We start from the raw sequence: 20,245 nt of genomic DNA, 5'->3' as shown, positions 1-20,245 counted from the left end.
TTCGACCTATTATTTTCCGGAAAGCGATTTTTTCCAGCGGGCGACGGCCTGCAGCGCGGCAAGAGGGGTCATATTGTCGGTGTCGGCTGAAAGTATTTCGTCGAGTACGATCTCTTCATCGCTGAAAAGGCCGGGCGTTTCGAAAACGGAACGGACATCGGGAACGGAATCGAGTACAGGTTTGTTCGCCGCAAGATTTTGAATATGCGCGAGGATGACGCTCGCGCGGTCGATCACCGACTGCGGCACGCCCGCCAAGCGCGCGACGTGGATGCCGTACGAGTTTTCGGCGGCTCCCTCTTTTACTTTCCGCAAAAACACGACCGTCCCGTTTTCTTCCGACACGTCCATGCAGAGCATTTTCAGCGACGGATGTTCCATGCGGGTAAGCTCGTGGTAGTGCGTTGCAAAGAGCGTTTTACATCCGATACTGTCGAGCAGATATTCCGACACCGCCTGAGCGATCGAAAGCCCGTCTTCCGTAGAAGTACCGCGCCCGACTTCGTCCATAATGACAAGCGATTTTTTCGTCGCCGAACGGAGGATGTTCGCGGTTTCCGTCATCTCCACGAGAAAGGTCGATTCTCCGCGCGCGAGATTGTCCGTCGCACCGACGCGGCAAAAAATTCTGTCGACGATGCCGAGCTTCGCCTTTTTAGCCGGCACAAAGGAGCCCGTCTGCGCCAGCAGCGCGATGAGCGCGTTTTGCCTGAGAAATGTCGACTTACCGGCCATGTTCGGCCCCGTGATAAGCGCAAACGAAGGCAAGCCGTCGTCTCCGATCGCCAAATCGTTCGGCACGAATTCTCCCGCCCCCATGTGCGCTTCGACAACGGGGTGCCTGCCCTGCTCCACTTCGAACGCGCATCCGTCGGTGATTTCAGGCTTCGTCCAAGCGTGCAAAACGGCGGCGTGCGCAAAAGAGGATGACGCATCGGTATAGGCGATTTCGCCTGCAAGCTGCATGAGATACGGTACGTATTCGTGCAGAGAGTTTCTGATTTCAATAAAGAGATCGCGTTCGAGTTCGAGCACTTTCGTATCGGATTCGGTAAGCTCGTGTTCGAGCTCCTGCAGCTTTTCGGTCGTATAGCGGTCGCCGTTTACGAGCGCACGGCGCATGATAAAGTGAGGCGGAACCGCCGAAAGCTTTCCCTTGCTCACTTCAATAAAATAGCCGAACGCATTCGTATATTTTATTTTCAAATTGGCGATCCCCGTGTTCCGCCGCTCTTCTTCTTCGTAGCGGGAAAGTATTTTATCGAAATTGTCGTGAACGCTCCTCCAGTGATCGAGTTCTTCCGACCAGAGGTTTTTAATGATTTTCCCTTCGGTAAGAGTCGTCGGCGGATCGTCGTTTATCGCTTCTTTAATAATTTCGATGATGCACTCCGCGCGGGAAAAATCGACAAGCGAAAAATCTCGCTCTTGGAGTATCCCGCGCGCATCCCGCCACCCCTCAAGGCTTCCGCGAAGGGCTTGCAGATCTTTCGGATGCGCCCTGTCCATTGCGATGCGGCCGGCAAGCCGCTCTATGTCGAGGATGGGCTCGAGACGGCTCCGTATATCGCCGAGGAGTTTTCTGTCGTCGGTAAAAAGGGATACGTGCTCCTGTCGTGCGGAAATTTTTTTCAGATCGGTAAGCGGATACAAAAGCCACGATCGGAGCATACGGTTTCCCATCGCGGTTTTCGTGTAGTTGACGCATTCGAGCAGACTGTACTGTGTGCTTCCGTCGCGGAGATTCGCCGTAACTTCGAGATTGCGCATAGAAGAATCGTCGATGACGACGTATTCGCTGTCCCGGTACACGCGTATGCCGTCCACGTGCGGAACGGCGGTATTCGTCGTCTTTTCAAGGTAGTCGAGCAAAAAACCCGCAGGCGCGACTTCGGCCGAATCTTCTCGCAGTCCGAAAGACTGCAGGTTAGCCGTTTTAAATTGCGCCGTCAATTTTTTATACGCCGTGTTCGCGTTGAAATGCCAATCGGGATAATACGAAAGTGCGAGGGAAGGAAACGCGGAAAGAGCTTCCCGGACGACGGAAGACGATTTCAACGATTCGGGCAAAAGCAGTTCGCGCGGGGACGAGCGAGAAAGCTCTTTCGGAAAATGCTCCGCCATCTGTGACGCCGGCCAAGAGGTCGCGATGAACGAAGAAGTCGTCACGTCGATAAACGCGAATCCCGCTTTGCCGTGAGATACGGAAAGGGATGCGGCATAGTTGTCGACGCTTCCGTCGAGATATTCCGCTTCGACTGCCGTACCCGGCGTGATGATTTCGACGACTTTGCGTTCGGTCAAACCTTTACCGTGCGCGGCTTCTCCGACCTGTTCGCAGATGACGATTTTTTTTCCGAGACGCAAAAGACGGGCGATATACACTTTCGCCGCATGATACGGAATGCCGCACATCGGAGTCGGTCCGCGGTGCGTCAGCGTCAGATTCAAAAGGCGCGATACTTCTATCGCATCCTTATTGAACATTTCGTAAAAATCGCCGAGACGGAAAAACAGCACTTCGTTTTTATACTTCGATTTTATGGAAGCATACTGCGCCATGAGCGGCGTCGGCGAGTTTTCCGTCTTCATGCCGCTAGTTGTTTCCGAGTTCCGAAATCACTTGGTCGGTAACGTCGACGGAGGGGCTGTACCACAGGATCGCGTTGTTTTGCTGTAAGCTTAAAATCATGCTGTAGCCGCCGGATTCCGCAATTTTGGCAAGTACGCCGTAAAGCCTGCGATAAAACGAATCGGAATCCTGCAGCGATTTTTGCATCGTCGCAAGCTCGATGTTTTTCGCATTCGTGTACTCGCGCAGGTATTCCGTCTTTTGCGTGATTTGGCTTTCGATACGCACCGCGTTCGATTCGTCGCCGGAATCTTCGTAAGAGAGTTTTCGCTGCTGCAGAGCGCGCAGCTCTTCGGTACGCTTATTGATCTCTTCCTGATACTCGGCTTTTTTCCGCTCGTAATTGCGCACTGCCGACGAATTGCGAAAATACGCGTTATACACTTTCGCCGTATCGACCACTCCGAATTTCGTAATCTGCTGTGCCGAAAGGCGGGCAGCCGAAGCGAGAGTGCAAAGTAAAGCGGCAATCAGTATTTTTTTTATTTGATCGATCATCGCATTCTCCAAAATTATTAATTATTAAGACGGAAAACTTTCAAAAACGTCAGCGTTCGGAAGCTCCCCGTCAATCAGCGGTTCGTTATGTTGAACGAAAGCACAAATACGCCGTTCGGATCGTTGAAGTACCATCCCTTCGCATCGCTGTGTTTAAACGTCCACGCATACAAAAGGTGCAGCGGGAATTGCGGCAAAAGGAAACGCAAGCCGGGGCCGAAACTGAAATAAAAATCGTTTACCGACAGATTGTTAAACATCGTTTTCACGTCGCTCGTGATCGCAGCCGCATCGAAAAATCCGTCTACGCCGACGATATTCGGAAATATCGGGACGCGCAGCTCGATACGGTTGCTGAGCATCGCTTTGCCGCGGACTTTGTTATAGATATTCGTCCACCCGCGTCCGTTGAACATGCCGTCGATATAGGCTTTGTTCGAATCGCCGAGGAGGGTTCCGGGTACGGGGAATATCATCGTAAGCCCCGTATACGCGGCGAATACGGCTTTAAACGACCACATTTTCGTAACGGGGATATTGAACAGCGTAAAATAGCCTTCGAGCTTTGTATCGCTTTTTAGGAAAAATTCCTTTTCAAGACCGGGTATAATGCCGTACCAGCCGAGCCGCTGGCTGACAAACCAACCGCGCGAAGGATCGTAACTGATATCGCGGTTGTCCAGCGATACGCTGCCCCATACGGAATTGGTCAATCCGAGCCTGTTCGCATTTTGATTGACGCTCGAATCGTGCGGTATGTACACCGACTCGTCGTATACGTTATCGTTGAGCGATGTCGCAAGTCCCCCGTTTATCTGTAAAATCGCAAAGTCGGGCAGCCACCTTCGTCCTACGGAAGAGCTGAACGTAATACCCCACGATTCAAACTGCATATAGTATTCGTCATCGACAACCGTTCCGTCACCGAGCATCTGCAGACGCAGCGCCGATTCTTTCGAATGCGAAAACGATATAGACTCGTTGATACCGATCGGCAAATCGAAAAGCCAGCTCTGTCCGTAGGAGGCGGTAACGCTCTGCGACGTATTTGAAATATTCGTTCCGGCAGAAACGGAACGCCCTTCCCCCCGCAGATTCGAATTTTGCCAGCGTGCAAACAGCGATATCGGAAAATCGTCGGGATCGGAAACACCCGAAAAAGTCATGCCGAATTCGAGCGTCGTCGTCGACTGCTCTTCGACGGTAAAGACCAAATCGACGAGATCGTTTTCGCTGCCGGGCATCGGTTCGGGAACGACGCTCGAAAAATACTGCAAATTGTATAGGTTGCGCAGCCCCTTCATCACTTTGTCGCGCGAAAAAACGTCGCCCGGTTCGAGCGGAATCTCCCGCCGGATCACGTAATCTTTCGTTTTGTTATTGCCCTTAATGATAATATTTTCGATGTGGCTTCTCGGACGCTCGACGATCGAAAGCGCGACTGAAATCGTATGACGCTCGGCATCTTTATTGACTGCGGGCGCATATTGATTGGTCATATAGCCGTTTTCGGCATAAAGACTCGTGATGCCCTGCAAGCCTTCCTGATACTTCGTCTGATTGAAAACGGCGCCCGGCTTTAATTTGATATACGACAAAAGCGTTTCTTTCGAAAATATTTCGTTTCCGCTTATCGTCGTGCCGCCGTACGTGTACTGCGGCCCTTCCTGCATGACAAAAGTAAGCGTCAATTCATTGCGGCCTTTTTTTTCGTTGAAAGCCGTTTCCTGCACGACATCGAGCACCCGCGCATCCGCATAACCGCGATCCTGATAATACGAAACGATCGCCTGTTTGTCCGCTTCGAGTGATGAACGCTGAAATGCGCGCCCCTTCATAAGGCCGGCTTCTTTGAGCGTCATTTTGCTTTTGAGCGTACGCTCCGAAACGAGCGTATTGCCGGAAAAGCGTATCGCCGAAATCACCGTACTCGCCCCTTCGTTTACGACAAAGGTAATGCGGACTCCGTCGGGCATCTCTTCAACGCTGTGTGAAATCGTCGCATCGGTATAGCCTCTTTTCAGATACACGTCGCGGAGCGCCCGCTCGTCGAGGAGCACTTTGCTTTCGACAAATATATCGCCGGTCTTTACCGTGACGGCATCCCGCAGCTCTCCGTTTCTGATCTTCGAATTGCCGGAAAAACGTATCGATTGAACGACGGGGCGCTCCTTTACTTGGAAGACGAGCAGGATTTTATCCGCCGTTTTCGGATCGTGCTTTGCAAACGGCGTAATATCGTCGAACATATCGAGCGCGTAGAGGCGGTCGGACAAATCGGTGTAGACTTCTTCCGTAAACGGACGTCCGATAAACGCATTTGTAATGCCCGTAAGTTCGGAGCGCTTGACGTTTTTCAATCCGTCAAACGTAATTTCGGAAATCGTTTTACCCCAAAACCATCCTTCGTCTTCGCTTTCTTCGGCGAACACGGATAAAGATACACTGAGTGCAATAAAAAGCGAAAGCACGAAACGAATATACATCTTGCGGTTAAAACGCATAACATCTCCCATAAAAACTTTTGCAGAAAGTTAGAGCCTCCGGCTCGTTCTGCAAAGAACCGATTTTACGTATCCTCTTTCACGGACTCCGAATCGGCTTTCGAAAGGCTTAAAACGAAAGTCGCCATGAAAGCGTCAACGCCGTCGAAGGAACAATCACATTATTCAATATTGCAGTGATATCGGGGGTCATATCCCACCTGATATTTGCAAACGGCGCTTCGAGTTCAAAGCCGAATTCCGGTTGAAACGTTATCCCCTGCATCGTCGTACTGTCGTCGACCCTCGTCTTATCGTACACTAAATGCATAAGGGCATCCGCGTATAATACACTTCCGAAGTATTTACCAATATAAACAGTCGAATTATCGAGAAAGTTACCGGCCGACAAATCCCTGCGGCTCAAGTCCCCCGAAAAACCCATCCGCAGCGTATTCTGCAAAACGGTCGTTCTGACGGAAAATATATCAAAATTCAGCCAATCGCGCAACTTGTTTTCGATCGCACGTCCGATCGTCGACTGAACGACATAATCCGTCGTCGCGATGAAGATATCGCTCATATTTCCAGAATCGGCGGAGACGATCTGCCCCAAAAGCGTGCGTATTTCCGTTTCCGATTTTGCCGGAATCGACGAAACCTGCGGATTAAAATCGAGAAGCGGCTGATTTTCCGCCGAAAGAATGATGCGTATGTCGCCGCCGTTCGTATCGCGTTCGCGTACTTCGGCACGCACCGTAATGCGCGGATTAAAGCCTTCGTCCGTATCGCTGAAACGGAGCAGTCCCTGTCTGAGATAAAAATTGCGATTGAGATACGCTATATCGCCGGAGCGCAGATGCATATCGCCCGATATCGAAAACGAATCGGTCGTCTGATCGGCTTTGACGTTGATCGAATCGCCCGGTGCAAATACGCATCTGAGCAGCGGATCGAATACGAGATTGACGTGCGGACCGAAGGCGACATCGACGTTTGCCCTCGTCGGAATGATATAATTCGCCTCGCGTTCTCCAAGCAATTCGGACATACGGAATTTCGCTCTTACGTCTTCGACATACACTTTCCCTGTTACATCGAAAATTTTATCTTGGATTGCGAGATTTAAATCGACGCCCGCCATGCCGATGAACTCCGCGATATCGATATCCAAATCGGCAGGTACGGTTTTATTCGGCGGTGTACGGACAGTCGCTTCAAGCCGATCAAACACCCAGCGGTCAAAGGATATCGTACCGGCAACATCAACATTCCTGCCCCGCACATCCATCGTTACTGAGGGAAGTGTTATTTCATTGTGATCCATCAGCAAAAAAAAGCGTTCTTGCGTAATATGCGACGGAATGACTTTAGGAAAATTGAAGTCCGGTTTTTCAACGGAAAAAGAACCGCTGAATTCGGGATCCGAAAGCAGACCTCCTATCTTTGCAGAGCCGAGCAGGACACCGTTGTATATCGTGACGATGTCATTCGAAATATGCGACATAAGCGCGGCCAAATCGGCGGAAACATCGGACACGCGTATGTCGAGATTCTGCGACGCGATCGTTCCGTCGATAGTACAGTGAAAGGGCTTATCGTCCGAAATGCGCAAATCGACGCGTCCGTTATCGGTAATGCTGCCCGAAATCCCGAGCGACGGAGACGAAGAGACAAACGCATTTCCTTCGGCATATAAAAACGAGAGCGAAAACGGAAACGGTTTTGTAAAAAGCGAGCCGGAAGCTCCCTGCGACGAAATCGTTACGACAAAAGATGAAGGAACAGATGCGTTTTCTTGAAATCGCGTATCCGAAAGCGTAAGCGAAAGCGGTACTTTGACACTTTTTCTTATGACCGTCGTCGTTATGTCGGCAGACGCACTTCCCGTGTACGATGAAAATGAAAAATCCGCGCTTACGTTGTCGACGAGCAGCCTGCCGTATGAAAGGTACATCGAATTGACCGAGAGATTTCGCTCTTCGAGCGTCGCGCTTCCCTTTGCGGAAAGCAGTATACCCGCAAACATCACATCGGCGTCGTCGACGGAAAGCGTAACGTAGGGATTTTCGAATGTTCCCGTCGCCGTCACCGATGCAGTCAACCGATTATTTTCGCTCTGCTCCACCGCAAAACGGTTCAAATCGATACTATTGCATAAAATCTCGGCGTTGAAATATAAATTTTTTTTAAGCATTTCGACGGAAAACGGCACTCTGTCGGGATTGTTGATTTCCGCGCTCGCCGTCACCGATTCTTTCGAAAGCGGATTGGTCATCGTCATATCGAAATGCGCCGAATTGAATCCGGAATCGCGTATGTTGACGGTACACCGAGACGAACCCGTAAGCGCAGAAAACGAATCCGTATACGAAATCGAATCGAAAACAGCGCCGTACTTCGAAATCGTGCCCGACAAAAGCACGTGCGGAGAAAAAGAAAATTTTCCGCCGGCGTCTTCCGATTCGAGCCGCGCGATGTGTACGGCAAAGCCCTCGTCTTTCGTATACGCAAAGCCCGCTTCCGTAGAAAACGTAAAAATCGTACCGGCTACCTGCAGCGGAAAATTTTCCATCGCGAGAGAGCCTTCCATACTGCCGTTGTCGTAGCGCTGGAACTCGGCGGCGAGGTTGTAATCGCCCGACACGCTGACGACATTGGGCATGATGTTTCCGGTAAAATGATACGGAATCGATTTGTGCCGCACGTCGAGCGTAAAAAACGAAGCCGACGAATCGGGTGCGCGGTCGATTTCGGCCGAAGCGGAAAAGGTATCTCCCTTGTACACGACATTGAGCTGCGATACTTGCAGTGAAGATTCGTTTCCGTCGAAGGACAAAAAAAGCGCTTCGTTTTCTTTTTGTGTATTCACAAAAAGCGCATAGGGCGCGTTGTAGGAAACCGATTTCAAATCGGACGAAACGTACAGCTCGCCGGTAAACACGTAAGGCGCAAGGCGCGGCGCAAACGACGACAGCGAGGCGGAAGTGCCTTCCGTTAAAAAAAACGCTCCCGCTTCGACCGCGCTGTCGAGGTAAAAATTGTTGATGTCGATCCCCGCTTGAATATAGTTCGTGCGGGTAAGATAACTTCCGTCTATCCGAAGCGAGCCGGGTGTGTCCGCTTCGGCGTGCGCGTAGTCGGAAAGCTCAAAACTGTAATCGACGGAATTTCCGTTCGGTATCACGTGCGCTTCGAGTGCGGTAAAGTTTTTTTCTCCGAGCCGCACTTCGGGAGCGAAGCACACAAAACCCCGATCGAGCGGGTCGAAATACAATTCGGCTGAAAGCACGTTCCCGTTCGGAAGGGCGATACGCTTTGCATCGACGGTGCCCGAAAGACGCATACCGTCGAAGCGATATAAAAGCGAAGCTTCCGCATCGCAGTTTTTTCCCGAAGCGACGAGGCGCGGAATCGAAACTTCGTCTTTTGTGCCGGACACATCGAAACGCACGGAAAGGGCGCCGGGCACAAACGTTTCGGGAACGAAAAGGCTGCCGCCGCTTGTATACGAAAGCGATTTTTGTTCGGCATCGTATTCGGCAGACCCCTTTGCCGTAAGCAACACGCTTCCTATGCGGCGCACGAAATCCGCACGCCGTCGGGACGAGATAAACGATGAAAGCGTAAAGCGTTCGGCGGCAAAAGACGCACGCCCTTTTTTCGAATCGATGTCGTACGAAGCGCTCACCATAAACGGAAAAGCCGATTGAAAGGTGCGCACGGAAATGACGCGGTCGTCGTAGGATGCGCGGAAGCTCAACCTGCCGAACGAGAAATCACCGCCTGTAATATTCGAAAAGCGTGCGACAAAGGAGCTTCCGTTTAAGCCGTGACGGACGGAGCTCGAAAGCGAATACTTTCCCGAAATGCGCATGCCGTTTGCGCTGTGCAAAACGACGTCCGCACCGCCGCGTACGCTCACACCGAGCGAGCGGAAAGCTTCATTGTACACGGCCTCTGCCGAGCGTATCGTAAACGACGCATCCGCATCCGTACTCCGATAGCGAATGCGTACGTTTTTTATTAAAAGCGAAAACGGCAAGTCGATGCCGATAAACGAAAAATCCGTACGTCTGCCGCTCCGCTTTACGCCCCCGGATTTTGCAAACGATGCGATTTTTTCGATAATCGCTCTGTCGGCCCCATCGTCGTAATCGAGCGTAACGCCGTCTATCGTCAAGCTTTTAAATGCGCTGTCTATGTCGCCTTGAAGCAATTTCAATAATCGGTAGCGGAGCGTAATCCGTCTGATCGACACGAGCGCTTTGCCGTCCGACACGGAACTGAGGACTATACCTTTTATATTGAAAACCGTTAGAATGGACGGCGACAGCGACGCATACGAAAAGGTAAGGCCTGTCGTATCTTCAAGCATTGTCCGCATCGCCTGTGCGCGGTGCGAAATGTTTTCGGTGAGCACACGATAAATCGGACGGACGCATGCAAATGATGCGAGGAGTATAATGAGAAAAATCAAAATGTATACACTGCGGATAACCGATTTTTTACTCATGCCGCCGCCGAATCCTCAAAGCGAAATCACCGTCCCCATCATATCAAAATATCGGAAAAAGTGCAGGCGTTTTCTATGATATTGCATAATTTTATCGTATTCGAAGGCATCGACGGGTCGGGCACGTCGACACAACTCGGCATCCTCAAAAAAAAGCTCGGCGAAAAAATCTTTGCGACGGCCGAACCGACGGAACTCCCGACGGGACTTTTTTTACGCCGTATGCTCAAAGGTGAATTTTCGGTTGACGAGCGAACGGCGGCCTTTCTCTTTGCCGCCGACAGGTGCGAACACATCTACGGCAAGGGCGGCATCACGGAGCACGTGCAAAACGGCAAAATCGCCGTAAGCGACCGCTACATCTTTTCGACGCTCGCATATCAGTCGGCTTCGTTCGGAGACGACATTCCTCACCTCGTAAACAGCGCGTTCCCGCTTCCCGAAGCGCTTTTTTATTTCCGTATCGACCCTTCCCTTTCGTTCGAGCGCGTCGTACATCGCGCAGGGCAAAAAGAAATCTACGAAAAAGCCGATTTTCAAAAAAATACCGCCCGACGCTACGATGCGGTCATCGAAGAGTTTGCAAAAAAAGAAGCGATGAACATAATTACGCTCGACGCATCGCGTCCCATAGAAGAAACAGCGGAAAAGATATGGAGTTACTTTGAAAATCTGCCGATATTGAAATCGTGAAAAAGTATTTTCCGCATATCGCGCGCATCGTCGCCGTTTTGCTCCTCTTTTCCCTCGGCATCTCTGTGCCCCTAAGCGCGTATATGGTCAAATACAAAGAGGATTTTTATCGCCTCTATCACATCCACTACCAGCAGTATCCCGACGACTGCATCGAAAACATCTATTGGCTTGAAAAAGCGGTACAGGCGGACTTTTGCAATCCGCTCTACGCCGGCCTAAAAATCGAAACGAAAAAAGAATGGGAAAAATACCGCTACCTCTTTCAAATGCATTTGAATCTCAAACTCATCGAACAGCACTTGAGACTCGGCAGAACCTACGATAAAAAAGCCGCATATTTTTACGACGCGCCGTGGAAAGACGAATACGTGCGCGATTTGGAAAAAGCGCTTTCGTGCTATACGGCCGGTCTCTATTATTGGAAAGAAGCCGAGCTGTGGGCGGAAAAAGCGAATGCCGTTTCGTTCGATTTTTTATTTATCACCGAACGACAGTTTTGGGAAGACGAACGCGAACGCATAAAAAACGGCAGCCTCGATTACGGAAAAATGCTCGCACGGGAAATCGCACGCGTACAAAAAGTGCGCGACGCTTTTCTTGCAATGGACACGAAAAGCTATTAAAATATTTTCTTATGGATACTATCGTACGCATCTCCTATCCGCCCGTTCACCCGGGCACGGATTCTACCGGTATAGTCTTCGCGGAAACATCTCCCGACTTTATCGATCTCTTTAAGCCCGGAGAAAAAACGGGCCGCCGACGCTTTTTCGTCACCGACGCAAAAGTCGCAACGCTCGCGCTTTTCGCGCCTTTTATCGCAAGGTTCGACGACGGAATCTGCGGAGACGACAGACTTGTCATACTCGGTTCGGGCGAAGGATACAAAACTATCGAAAGCGTCCTTACTATCGTAAAAAATGCGATCGATGCGGAATTTTCGCGAAAGGATAGTTTCGTCGCCGTCGGAGGAGGCGTCATTTCGGATATAACGGGTTTTGCGGCATCCCTTTTTAAACGGGGCGCATCTTGCGTGTTCGTGCCGACGACGCTGCTTTCGATGGTCGATGCGGCGATCGGAGGAAAAACCGGATGCGATTTTAATAATTATAAAAATATGATCGGTTCGTTTTACCCCGCCGAATCGATATACATTTTTCCCGAATTCGTACAATCGCTTTCCGAAAACCAGTATCGATCGGGACTCGCCGAAGCGTTTAAAACCGCGCTTTTGTACGACGCCGAACTCTACGACGTATTTAAAAACGAAAGCGAAAAGATATGTTCGCGCGATAAAGCGACGGTAAACTTTATTATTAAAAAATGCGCCGCGGCAAAAGCTTCCGTCGTAGAGCGAGATTTTACCGAACAAAATATCCGCACGTATTTGAATTACGGTCACACTTTCGGCCACGCACTCGAATCGCTTGCGGGTTTCGGGAGCGTCACGCACGGAGATGCGGTCGCGTGGGGCATATCGCGCGCCGCCGCTCTCAGCTGCAACATCGGTTTGTGCAGCCGAGCGTATAAAGACGAAGTGCTCTCCGTCCTCAAGCGCTACGGTTGGGAAACGGATCCCGTGCCTTCGATTATAAAAGGAGGTGCTGCGGGAGCGAGACTCCTTTCTATCATGCACAAAGATAAAAAAAATACCGGCGGCGGCATCCGCCTCGTTTTACAAAAAGGTCTGACCGAAACGGTTTCCGAAACCGTCGGCGACGATGTCATTTTAAACGTTTTAAAATAGTGCGTATGGAACGAAACGATATCGATCATTATTTTGACTGGGCGGCGACCGCACCCTCCGATAAAGATATTTTGGAAGCCTCTCTTGCGGAAACTTTTTCGGCGTGGGGAAATCCTTCGAGCATGCATTCCGTCGGAAAAGAAGCGAAACGGCTTTTGGAAAAAGCGCGTGCACTATGTGCCGCATCTTTAGGCGTGCCGTCCGAAACGCTTTACTTTACGTCGGGCGGAACCGAAAGCGACTGCATTCCCCTCCTTTCCGTATTGAACCGACCGCAAAAAGGCACCGTACTCATAAGCTCCGTAGAGCATCCGGCAGTCCGCGAACAGGCGGAATCGTTGACAAAATGCGGATGGCGCGTCGTCCGCATTCCGGCGACAACGGGCGGCATCATAACGAAAGAAGCGGTGCTGTCAAAACTCACCGACGATACCGCCCTCGTCTGCGTCATGGCGGTCAACAACGAAACGGGCGCGATTCAGCCGATCAACGACATAGCGGATGCGCTTGCAAAAGAAAGCGGAAATAAACGAAAAGCGAAACTGCACGTCGACTGCGTTCAGGCGGCGGGAAAAATTCCGTTCGAACTTTCACAGTCAGGCATCGCAAGCGCGGCCTTCAGCGCCCACAAAATCGGCGGACCCAGGGGAATCGGCATACTCTACCTTGCCGACACGATCGAATCTTTTTTCCGCGGCGGCGGACAGGAAAAAAATATACGAAGCGGAACGGAAAACGTATACGGTGCTCTCGCATTTGCGCACTGTCTCGAACGCTACTGCATTTCGAATACAAACGAAAAAGCACGCGCGCGTTTTGAAACGCAAAAAAAATTAACAGAATCTTTTATACGAAACCTTTCCGAAATTGCAGGCTGTACGATTATCCCCGAAGCGCGGCTCGACGTCCGACACGAAGACGAATATTCTCCGTGGATTGTGCAGGCGTCTTTTAAAAACATTCCGGGACAAGTGATGCTCCGCGCGCTCGACGCCGAGGGATTTTGCGTTTCGACCGGAAGTGCGTGTTCTTCGCACAAGGGGCAGCATAAAGGCGGAAGCGCAGTTTTACAGGCGATGAACGTGAGCGCATCCGTCCGCGAAGGTGCAGTACGCTTCAGCTTCGGCCCCCGTACGAGCGAAAGCGCAATGAAAGCGCTTGCAGTAAAGGCGGGCGAAATCGCCGCAAAATTCGCATAATCGACTGATGCCTGGAGTGCAGCCGATTTTTTACGTACACGTGATTTTTTAGAGAATACGGTTTCCGGCGCAGTTGCCCAAGCGCTCTTTTTATGATACTGTGAAGCGAACAGAGGACGGATTATGGGCGCACGCGGAGAACTCTTTACAACGCAAGTATATTTGGACAACCGGTCGTATTTTTTTAACGTCAAAGAAAACAGAACCGGCGATATATTTCTTCAAATCGTCGAAAGCAAAAGCCGCGACGGAGCGGACTTCGACCGCCATCAGATTGCGATTTTCGCCGAAGATATGCAGAAGTTTTTACAGGGCATGGATAAATCGCTTTCGTTTATCGACAAAGCGCGCAGAGCCCGCGTCAAAGCCGTCCGCGAAAAAAAAGCCGAAAAAGAAGCGAAGTACGCAAAAAAACTGTATTACGTAAAAGACGGCGAAAAAGAAGCGAAGCGCGACGACGGCATCAAGCGCACGGGCAGAGTTCACATCGTATCGAAGCGGAGCGGCGCGGATAAAGCAAATGATGCCGCCCTGCAAAACGGCGCTGAAAGCGAACAATAAAACTATCGGTTTTCCCCTGCCGTCCCTACTTTATCGTTCGCTTTTTCTACGCGTGAAATCCGTATACGGTAACCGATTCGTATTTTTTTCCGGGAAGCAAAACGCAGGACGGAAACTGAGCGATATTCGGTGAATCCGGAAAACATTCGGTTTCAAGGCAGAGCGCGCTGTGTTTGCCGTAGATGCGTCCGTTTTTGCCGCGCACGGCTTTCAGCATATTGCCCGTATAGAGCTGTATAGCTTCCGCATTTGTGTCGACCGTCATCGCCCTCCCCGATTCGGGATCGCGCAATTCCGCAACGCGGATAATTTTCTTTGCCGATTCGGGAACTCCGCTCCTTCCGTTTTTTTCGTCGTAGATTCGCGTGACAAAGCAGTCGTCGTAGCCCGTCCCCGTTTTTTTGATATCGCGTCCGATTCGTTTTTCTTTTAAAAAATCGTACGGCGTATCCTTTACGGAAAGAATTTTTCCCGTTGGAATCAAAGCGCTCGTACTTTCAAGATAAGAGGGGCAGTCGAGTTTTAAAACGTGATTTTCGATCGTCCCCTTTCCTGCAAGATTAAAATACGAATGATTGGTAAGGTTTACGGGACAGGCTTTATCGGTCGATGCCGTATAGCGGCACGTGAGGTTATTTTTTTCGTCGAGGATGTAGCGCACTTTTACACTCATATTTCCGGGAAACCCCTGCTCGCCGTCTTTTGAAACGCGCGTAAACTCGACTCCTGCGCATTTTTCGGTCGAAATAGTTTTCGCTTTCCACACTTTTTTGTCCCAGCCGTCAAAACCTCCGTGCAGCATATTGCGTCCGTCGTTTTTATCGAGCGTATAGCGCTTGCCGTCAAGCGTAAAGGCGGCGCCTTTAATTCTGTTTGCAAAGCGCCCGACAAAGGCGCCGAAATAGCTCTCATCGCAAATATAACCTTCGAGCGTCGAATAACCGAGAGCGACGTCCGTTTCTCTTCCGTCAGAATCGCGCAGCACGATACTCGTAATCCTGCAGCCGTAATCCGTAACGGAAAATGACATGCGCTTGTTTTTGACGGTAAAAAGAGAAACCTTCGTTCCGTCGGAAAGCACGCCGAAATTTTGCACCATTGTTTTCATATCTTCTCCTATTGCATATCAAGTATCATCTGCACTTCGGTTTTCGAACACGAAAGCTGCTTTGCAATCTGTTCGATCGTCAGCCCCATCTCCGCCATCTCGAGCACTTGCTTCGTAAAATTCTTTTTCGGTACGATCGGTGTTTCCGAAAAATACACATCGGGTTTTATAACCGGCACTTTCGCATACGACGCTCCGTCATCCGTCACGTTCATTTCAGCCTTTGTGCGCACCGAAGTACGAGTATCGTCAAAGAGAGAATGCTGCATTTCCGCAAGCGCTTCCGCTTCTCCGGTTACAGCATAGGATGCATCGGGGGAAGGCCTGGAACGCGGAACGTTTTTTTTGTAAGTATTCGCAGCGCGGCGGGAGACTTCGGAAACCGATTTTTTTTCAAGCGTATCGCGGAGAGCGGATGCCGTAAGCTTTTTCGCTTCTTCGCTCCGTGCAAGCGCTATGCGTCTGTCCGCTTCTTCGATAAGGCGCTTCAGCTGCTTTGTTCTGTCGTCGATGATATCGATCGCGCGAACGGTATTGTTGTTGATATCGCGGATCATATTGTCCATTTCGGCTCTCGTCTTTTCGATGACGTCGTCGGCCGAAAAAAGGCGCTTAAAGCGGACGATAAAAACGCCCCATAAAACGATATTAATCGCGACAATCGCAAATAAAACTCCCGGCACGCCTACCTCGTAATATCTATGTGCTGCCCGATATAGGATTCTTGTACGGCTTTTTCGCGCCTTTCGTCTTTTTTTTCGCGCCCTCCGTCTTTGCCCTTCTCTTCCTTCTCCCCGTGAGAAGAAGAAGCGTCGTTTTTTACGGCGCGCGATTGGGCTTCCGATTCATCGGATGCAGGACGGGAGACGCGCTCGGCTTCTTCCAAATTTTGCCGCACGATGTTTTGCTGCTGCATCGCTTCGGCGAATCTGCCGCCGTCTTGGGCTTGCGCGGCATTTTGCGCGATATTTGCCATTTGAGAATACATCGTCTGCAAATCAATCGGTTGTATAGCCATCGGGTCCCTTTATTTTCGAAGCGGCTTCGTATTTGCCGCGCTTGACGAAATTGTTTTCAAAATAAAATGTTACGCCCGACACTTCGTTATGCACTTCGTCGAGCACGTCGCGCACGTAGATCTTCACTCCCGCGTACACCGTTCCCGATGCTTTTACTTTTCCGACCGCTTTCAATTCGCGCAAGTGCTCCTGCAGCGTTTGAATCTCTTCGGTCATCTCCGCCGATTCGGAATCGATCTGCACTTTGCGCTCTTTGAGTTTTGTAAGATTGTCTTCTTTTTCTTTCGGAAGCGAACGGCGTATTTTCTTTTGATTTTCGAGCGTCGAAATATCGAGTTCGAGATTTTCAAGCTCTTTGACAAGCGCGCCCTGCTTTTCCTGCAGGCTGTCGAGCCGCTGTTTTGCACGCGGATCGAAGCCGACTTCGAGTATCGTTTCCGCGCCCCCTCCCGGAGAGCCGATGCTCTTTGCGGAAATCTCTTCCGTCGCAAACAAGTGTCCGCCCATAATCTGCGCTTTTTTTCCGCTCAAAACGATGCTCTTCATCGCCATCACTTCGGAATTCATAATGCTGTCGGTAACGATGACCGATTCATCGACTTCGACTTTCGACGCCTGTATGAATTTCGCCCACAGCGATTTTTTACTCGTCAGTGTGCCGCCGTTTTTACCGAATATGCCCTGTTGCACGATGATGTTTCCGCCGGCGTTGATTTTGCAGTTGCCGACGGTCCCGCCGACTTCGATATTGCCCGAAGCGTCCACATTAAAGCCGTCTTCAACGCTCCCGCGGATGATGACGGAGCCGAGGAATTTGATGTTTCCCGTTTTGATGTTGACGCTCATGAGCTGGAGTACGGGCTCAACGGTAATCTTTCCGGCAAAGAGCATAACCTGACCGTCGGTATCGGCGATCACCGTCATGCCGTCCGGCGCAAGCGAAACGTTTTGTCCGAGCGGAATCGGAATATCTTTTCCGTTTTTCGCTTCAGTATAGCGCCCCAAAAGCGTTTTGCCGGGCTTTCCCTTTTCCGCGGGAATTTTTTGTGCAAGGCGTCCGCCTTTGATGACGTTTTGTATGAGGTTCAACTCTTTAAAATCGACTTGCCCCGTTGCAGACTCCGTCGCGCGAAGTTTTTTCGGATCCGTTTCAAAATCATAAGCGATGTATGCATCCCTCCCGTCCTGAGCGGGAGTTCCCGATGCAACTTCGTACGGAGTTTCGTAGACGGGATCGTCGACAAAAGCTTCGATTTTATCTTCGTCAAATCCCGTGACGACGCCTTGCGCGCGGAGAGCCCGCTCGATCATCGAATAGGAAACGTCGGCGCCGCTCATCGAAGGTGCGGATGCGACGATGTCCGCTTTCATTTCGTCGCTTGAAATGTTCACCGAAACGCTCGCATCGCCTGCAGCTATGTGTTTATACGAGCCGACTTCTTCATAGCGGCCGGACGTCCCCTGTTTGACGTATTTTTTTACGAGATCGTCTTCTACGGAAATCGTATCCGGCCGCACGAGCGCCTGCATGACGTCTTTGCCGTCAACGGCATGTCCTTTCCCTGAAGGAAGCCGTACTTTGAGCATAATTCTGTCACCGAAATGGCGGATATAATACGCACCGTCTCTGTCGACGATTTTCGCTTCTACTCCCCCTGCGTCTTCACCGAAGAGATCGTCTTTTGCCGATTTGTTTTTCGCATAGAGCGTATTGGGATTTTGATAAATACGCAGACGCCACGGCTTTTTTCCGAAACCGAGAAAACCGTTGCTTCCTTTTTCGACGACTTCGTATTCGAGATCGGCGGCTTTCGTGTCGAGCTGGACTGCAGCATCGGCCAGCGCTTCGTCGATACTTTCCGCATTTACGTCGACGTTGTGCAGCATCTTGTCACGTTCCAAGAGGCGCTGCATATCCGCACGTATTTTCTCGAGCGATACCATCACATGATTCCTTTCCTGAGATTCGTCAATTTTGCACGCATTCTGAGATTCGCTTTTGTGTGCAATTGGGAAATACGCGACTCGCTTACGTTGAGAACTTGCCCGATTTCTTTAAACGTCAAATCTTCATGATAGTACAAAACGATAACCATCTTTTCTTTTTCGGGCAATTCGTTGATCGCCTGCACGATCACTTTTTTAATCTCTTCGCGTTCGACGATCGCATCGGGATTCATGCTCGATGGAGATTCGATACTGTCGCCGATCGACGTGTTCGCCGCATCGTCCCCGTTATGCCACACGTCGTTGAGAGAAAGCACGCTCGTGCCCGACACTTTCATGATGATGCGGTGATAGTCGTCTTCGCTCACGCCGAGCGATTCTGCGATTTCCGCATCGCTCGCCGTCCGTCCGAGCCGCGATTCAAGCGTATTGATGGCGTCCTCTATCTCCCTCGATTTTTGACGGACGGAACGCGGCACCCAATCGATTTGCCTGAGCTCGTCGAAGATCGCTCCGCGGATTCGGGTAACGGCGTAGGTTTTGAATTTGACGTTTTTCGACGGATCGTATTTTTCGATCGCATCGAGCAGACCGAATTGACCGAAGCCGACGAGGTCGTCGAATTCGACGCTGCCGGGCATACCGACGGACACTTTTCCCGCGACGTATTTAACAAGCGGCATATACTGCCGTATAAACGCGTCACGCAACGCCTGCGATTTCGTCTTTCGGTATTCTTCCCAGAGTCTGTCTTCTTCTTTTTCGTCGTTTACCGAGTCTGCCATAGTATGCACCTTTATTAAGGGAAGCGCCAAAAACTTCGGCTTTTAGCACTCCCCTTGATTTTAAGTTTCTTTATCCTTTGCAAGTGCAGTGCTTATCGCTTTCGCCATAAGCGTCGTATCCTTTTCACTGTATTTACTCGCCTTATCGGATTTTTTCGTTGTATCCGAAGCTGCGGAAAAAGCGGTATCTTCGATAATCTCTCCGGACGGAGCCAAATCTTCGAGATCGGGCAAGTCGTCGAGCGTATCGTCTTTGAGCGAAAAACCGTCGTCCGAATTGACTCCCGTCTCTTTTCCCGAAATCGTCCGTGCGCTCTCATGCAGCCCTACGGGAACAAAACCGTCATCCGATTGCCCGGTTTGCGCATCGGCCAAAGCCGCTCCGTTTGCCGCGTGAATCGTATCGATACCTTCGCTTCCGTCCGAAGCACCTGCGAAACGTCCCCCTTTTTCCCCGCTGTAATCTTCTTTGTTCAGCATCTGGTGATTTCCACCGACATAAAACTCAGGAGAACCGTCTTCGGTCGGAAGCTCTTCGTCCTGCACGACGATATCGACATTGTTTCCCGTCGTTCCGTGCACGTCAGCGCCATCCGTCCCGCCGTCGATATTCAAAAACGTCGTACCGATAAACTGCACGGCAAATCCCACAACGGCAAACACTGCGGCAAAAATAAAAGCGAAAAGCAGCATACGCCCTATACCGCCGTGAGAAAAAAAGCCGAAGAAAAAAGAGATGAGGAAACCGCCGAGAGCAAAACCTGCGATGAATCGAACCTGCCTCACTACACCTCCCTAAAAACTTTTGCAGAAAGTTACGACTTTCAAAAAAGTTTTTAGCCGTGCGCGCCGCCGCAAACTCAAAGGACGCAGATCCTTATTAATAATAATCGATCCGCTCGGCCGGTGCACATACCGCCTTTATTATATATCATACAGCAACAAAAGTGAACCTCTAAAAACTTCAATCTTCGAAGACGCACTGCAAACCCATACAAGGGCATCTCTAAAAACACGATCGAATTTTCAGAGGCGCCGCCGATTTTTTAATAAG

General features: G+C 50.6%; 15 protein-coding genes. 5 read left to right on the top strand and 10 right to left on the bottom strand.

Annotation, left to right across the window (positions count from 1 at the left end; genetic code table 11):
• Nucleotides 1-9: 9 nt before the first annotated feature.
• The 4 genes from mutS to HMPREF0860_RS07390 form a co-directional block, all read right to left on the bottom strand.
• Nucleotides 10-2,592 (bottom strand): DNA mismatch repair protein MutS, encoded by a 2,583-nt coding sequence (gene mutS / locus HMPREF0860_RS07405; protein ID WP_021495645.1) that lies wholly within the window; start codon nucleotides 2,590-2,592, stop codon nucleotides 10-12.
• Nucleotides 2,593-2,596: 4 nt separating this feature from the next.
• A complete protein-coding gene (locus HMPREF0860_RS07400) occupies nucleotides 2,597-3,130 on the bottom strand; it encodes an OmpH/Skp family outer membrane protein (RefSeq protein WP_021330981.1) in 534 nt (177 codons plus the stop codon).
• A 74-nt stretch (nucleotides 3,131-3,204) separates the two neighbouring features.
• The gene (gene bamA, locus HMPREF0860_RS07395) at nucleotides 3,205-5,634 is read right to left on the bottom strand and encodes an outer membrane protein assembly factor BamA (RefSeq protein ID WP_021495640.1); all 2,430 of its coding nucleotides are present in this window, start codon (nucleotides 5,632-5,634) and stop codon (nucleotides 3,205-3,207) included.
• Nucleotides 5,635-5,743: 109 nt separating this feature from the next.
• Nucleotides 5,744-10,129 (bottom strand): translocation/assembly module TamB domain-containing protein, encoded by a 4,386-nt coding sequence (locus tag HMPREF0860_RS07390; RefSeq protein WP_038081515.1) that lies wholly within the window; start codon nucleotides 10,127-10,129, stop codon nucleotides 5,744-5,746.
• A gap of 75 nt (nucleotides 10,130-10,204) precedes the next feature.
• Between HMPREF0860_RS07390 and tmk the strand changes: the two genes are divergently transcribed.
• From tmk to HMPREF0860_RS07365, 5 genes are all read left to right on the top strand, one after another.
• Nucleotides 10,205-10,822, top strand: a complete 618-nt coding sequence (tmk, locus tag HMPREF0860_RS07385) for a dTMP kinase (protein ID WP_021331005.1) — start codon at nucleotides 10,205-10,207, stop codon at nucleotides 10,820-10,822.
• Entirely contained in the window at nucleotides 10,819-11,448 is a 630-nt protein-coding gene (locus HMPREF0860_RS07380) for a hypothetical protein (protein WP_021330974.1), read from the top strand. Before tmk ends, HMPREF0860_RS07380 begins: the two co-directional genes overlap by 4 nt.
• 11 nt (nucleotides 11,449-11,459) lie before the next feature.
• Nucleotides 11,460-12,572 (top strand): 3-dehydroquinate synthase, encoded by a 1,113-nt coding sequence (locus HMPREF0860_RS07375; RefSeq protein ID WP_021331012.1) that lies wholly within the window; start codon nucleotides 11,460-11,462, stop codon nucleotides 12,570-12,572.
• 5 nt (nucleotides 12,573-12,577) lie between these two features.
• Nucleotides 12,578-13,771 (top strand): cysteine desulfurase family protein, encoded by a 1,194-nt coding sequence (locus tag HMPREF0860_RS07370; RefSeq protein ID WP_021330984.1) that lies wholly within the window; start codon nucleotides 12,578-12,580, stop codon nucleotides 13,769-13,771.
• A 123-nt stretch (nucleotides 13,772-13,894) separates the two neighbouring features.
• Nucleotides 13,895-14,332 (top strand): DUF3276 family protein, encoded by a 438-nt coding sequence (locus HMPREF0860_RS07365; protein WP_021330963.1) that lies wholly within the window; start codon nucleotides 13,895-13,897, stop codon nucleotides 14,330-14,332.
• 46 nt (nucleotides 14,333-14,378) lie between these two features.
• Here HMPREF0860_RS07365 and HMPREF0860_RS07360 read toward each other — a convergent pair whose 3' ends face one another.
• From HMPREF0860_RS07360 to HMPREF0860_RS07335, 6 genes are read right to left on the bottom strand one after another with little or no spacing between them, the layout of a single operon-like run.
• Nucleotides 14,379-15,440, bottom strand: a complete 1,062-nt coding sequence (locus HMPREF0860_RS07360; RefSeq protein ID WP_021330991.1) for an aldose epimerase family protein — start codon at nucleotides 15,438-15,440, stop codon at nucleotides 14,379-14,381.
• A gap of 8 nt (nucleotides 15,441-15,448) precedes the next feature.
• On the bottom strand, nucleotides 15,449-16,123 hold the full coding sequence (locus HMPREF0860_RS07355; RefSeq protein WP_021331006.1) for a hypothetical protein: 675 nt from the start codon (nucleotides 16,121-16,123) through the stop codon (nucleotides 15,449-15,451).
• 2 nt (nucleotides 16,124-16,125) lie between these two features.
• Nucleotides 16,126-16,458, bottom strand: coding sequence for a hypothetical protein (locus HMPREF0860_RS13275; RefSeq protein WP_021330992.1), 333 nt, complete (start codon nucleotides 16,456-16,458; stop codon nucleotides 16,126-16,128).
• Nucleotides 16,439-18,403: a FapA family protein gene (locus HMPREF0860_RS07345; RefSeq protein ID WP_021330983.1), complete on the bottom strand. Its 1,965-nt coding sequence runs from the start codon at nucleotides 18,401-18,403 to the stop codon at nucleotides 16,439-16,441. The genes HMPREF0860_RS13275 and HMPREF0860_RS07345 overlap by 20 nt, the downstream gene beginning before the upstream one ends.
• Nucleotides 18,403-19,191, bottom strand: coding sequence for an RNA polymerase sigma factor WhiG (gene whiG / locus HMPREF0860_RS07340; RefSeq protein ID WP_021331007.1), 789 nt, complete (start codon nucleotides 19,189-19,191; stop codon nucleotides 18,403-18,405). Before whiG ends, HMPREF0860_RS07345 begins: the two co-directional genes overlap by 1 nt.
• Nucleotides 19,192-19,251: 60 nt before the next feature.
• The gene (locus tag HMPREF0860_RS07335; protein WP_021495638.1) at nucleotides 19,252-19,977 is read right to left on the bottom strand and encodes a hypothetical protein; all 726 of its coding nucleotides are present in this window, start codon (nucleotides 19,975-19,977) and stop codon (nucleotides 19,252-19,254) included.
• Nucleotides 19,978-20,245: the final 268 nt, after the last annotated feature.

It is taken from the genome of Treponema socranskii subsp. socranskii VPI DR56BR1116 = ATCC 35536 (assembly GCF_000468115.1).
Classification (GTDB): domain Bacteria; phylum Spirochaetota; class Spirochaetia; order Treponematales; family Treponemataceae; genus Treponema_D; species Treponema_D socranskii.
Note: the sequence above shows the minus strand (reverse complement) of the source record. Positions and strands in the feature narration are given on the sequence as shown.

Bases quoted from the DNA above. Each gene is read 5' to 3' on its own strand.
- mutS (WP_021495645.1), bottom strand. From the start codon at position 2,592: ATGAAGACGGAAAACTCGCCGACGCCGCTCATGGCGCAGTATGCTTCC.
- HMPREF0860_RS07400 (WP_021330981.1), bottom strand. From the start codon at position 3,130: ATGATCGATCAAATAAAAAAAATACTGATTGCCGCTTTACTTTGCACT.
- bamA (WP_021495640.1), bottom strand. From the start codon at position 5,634: ATGCGTTTTAACCGCAAGATGTATATTCGTTTCGTGCTTTCGCTTTTT.
- HMPREF0860_RS07390 (WP_038081515.1), bottom strand. From the start codon at position 10,129: ATGAGTAAAAAATCGGTTATCCGCAGTGTATACATTTTGATTTTTCTC.
- tmk (WP_021331005.1), top strand. From the start codon at position 10,205: ATGATATTGCATAATTTTATCGTATTCGAAGGCATCGACGGGTCGGGC.
- HMPREF0860_RS07375 (WP_021331012.1), top strand. From the start codon at position 11,460: ATGGATACTATCGTACGCATCTCCTATCCGCCCGTTCACCCGGGCACG.
- HMPREF0860_RS07370 (WP_021330984.1), top strand. From the start codon at position 12,578: ATGGAACGAAACGATATCGATCATTATTTTGACTGGGCGGCGACCGCA.
- HMPREF0860_RS07365 (WP_021330963.1), top strand. From the start codon at position 13,895: ATGGGCGCACGCGGAGAACTCTTTACAACGCAAGTATATTTGGACAAC.
- HMPREF0860_RS07360 (WP_021330991.1), bottom strand. From the start codon at position 15,440: ATGAAAACAATGGTGCAAAATTTCGGCGTGCTTTCCGACGGAACGAAG.
- HMPREF0860_RS13275 (WP_021330992.1), bottom strand. From the start codon at position 16,458: ATGGCTATACAACCGATTGATTTGCAGACGATGTATTCTCAAATGGCA.
- HMPREF0860_RS07345 (WP_021330983.1), bottom strand. From the start codon at position 18,403: ATGGTATCGCTCGAGAAAATACGTGCGGATATGCAGCGCCTCTTGGAA.
- whiG (WP_021331007.1), bottom strand. From the start codon at position 19,191: ATGGCAGACTCGGTAAACGACGAAAAAGAAGAAGACAGACTCTGGGAA.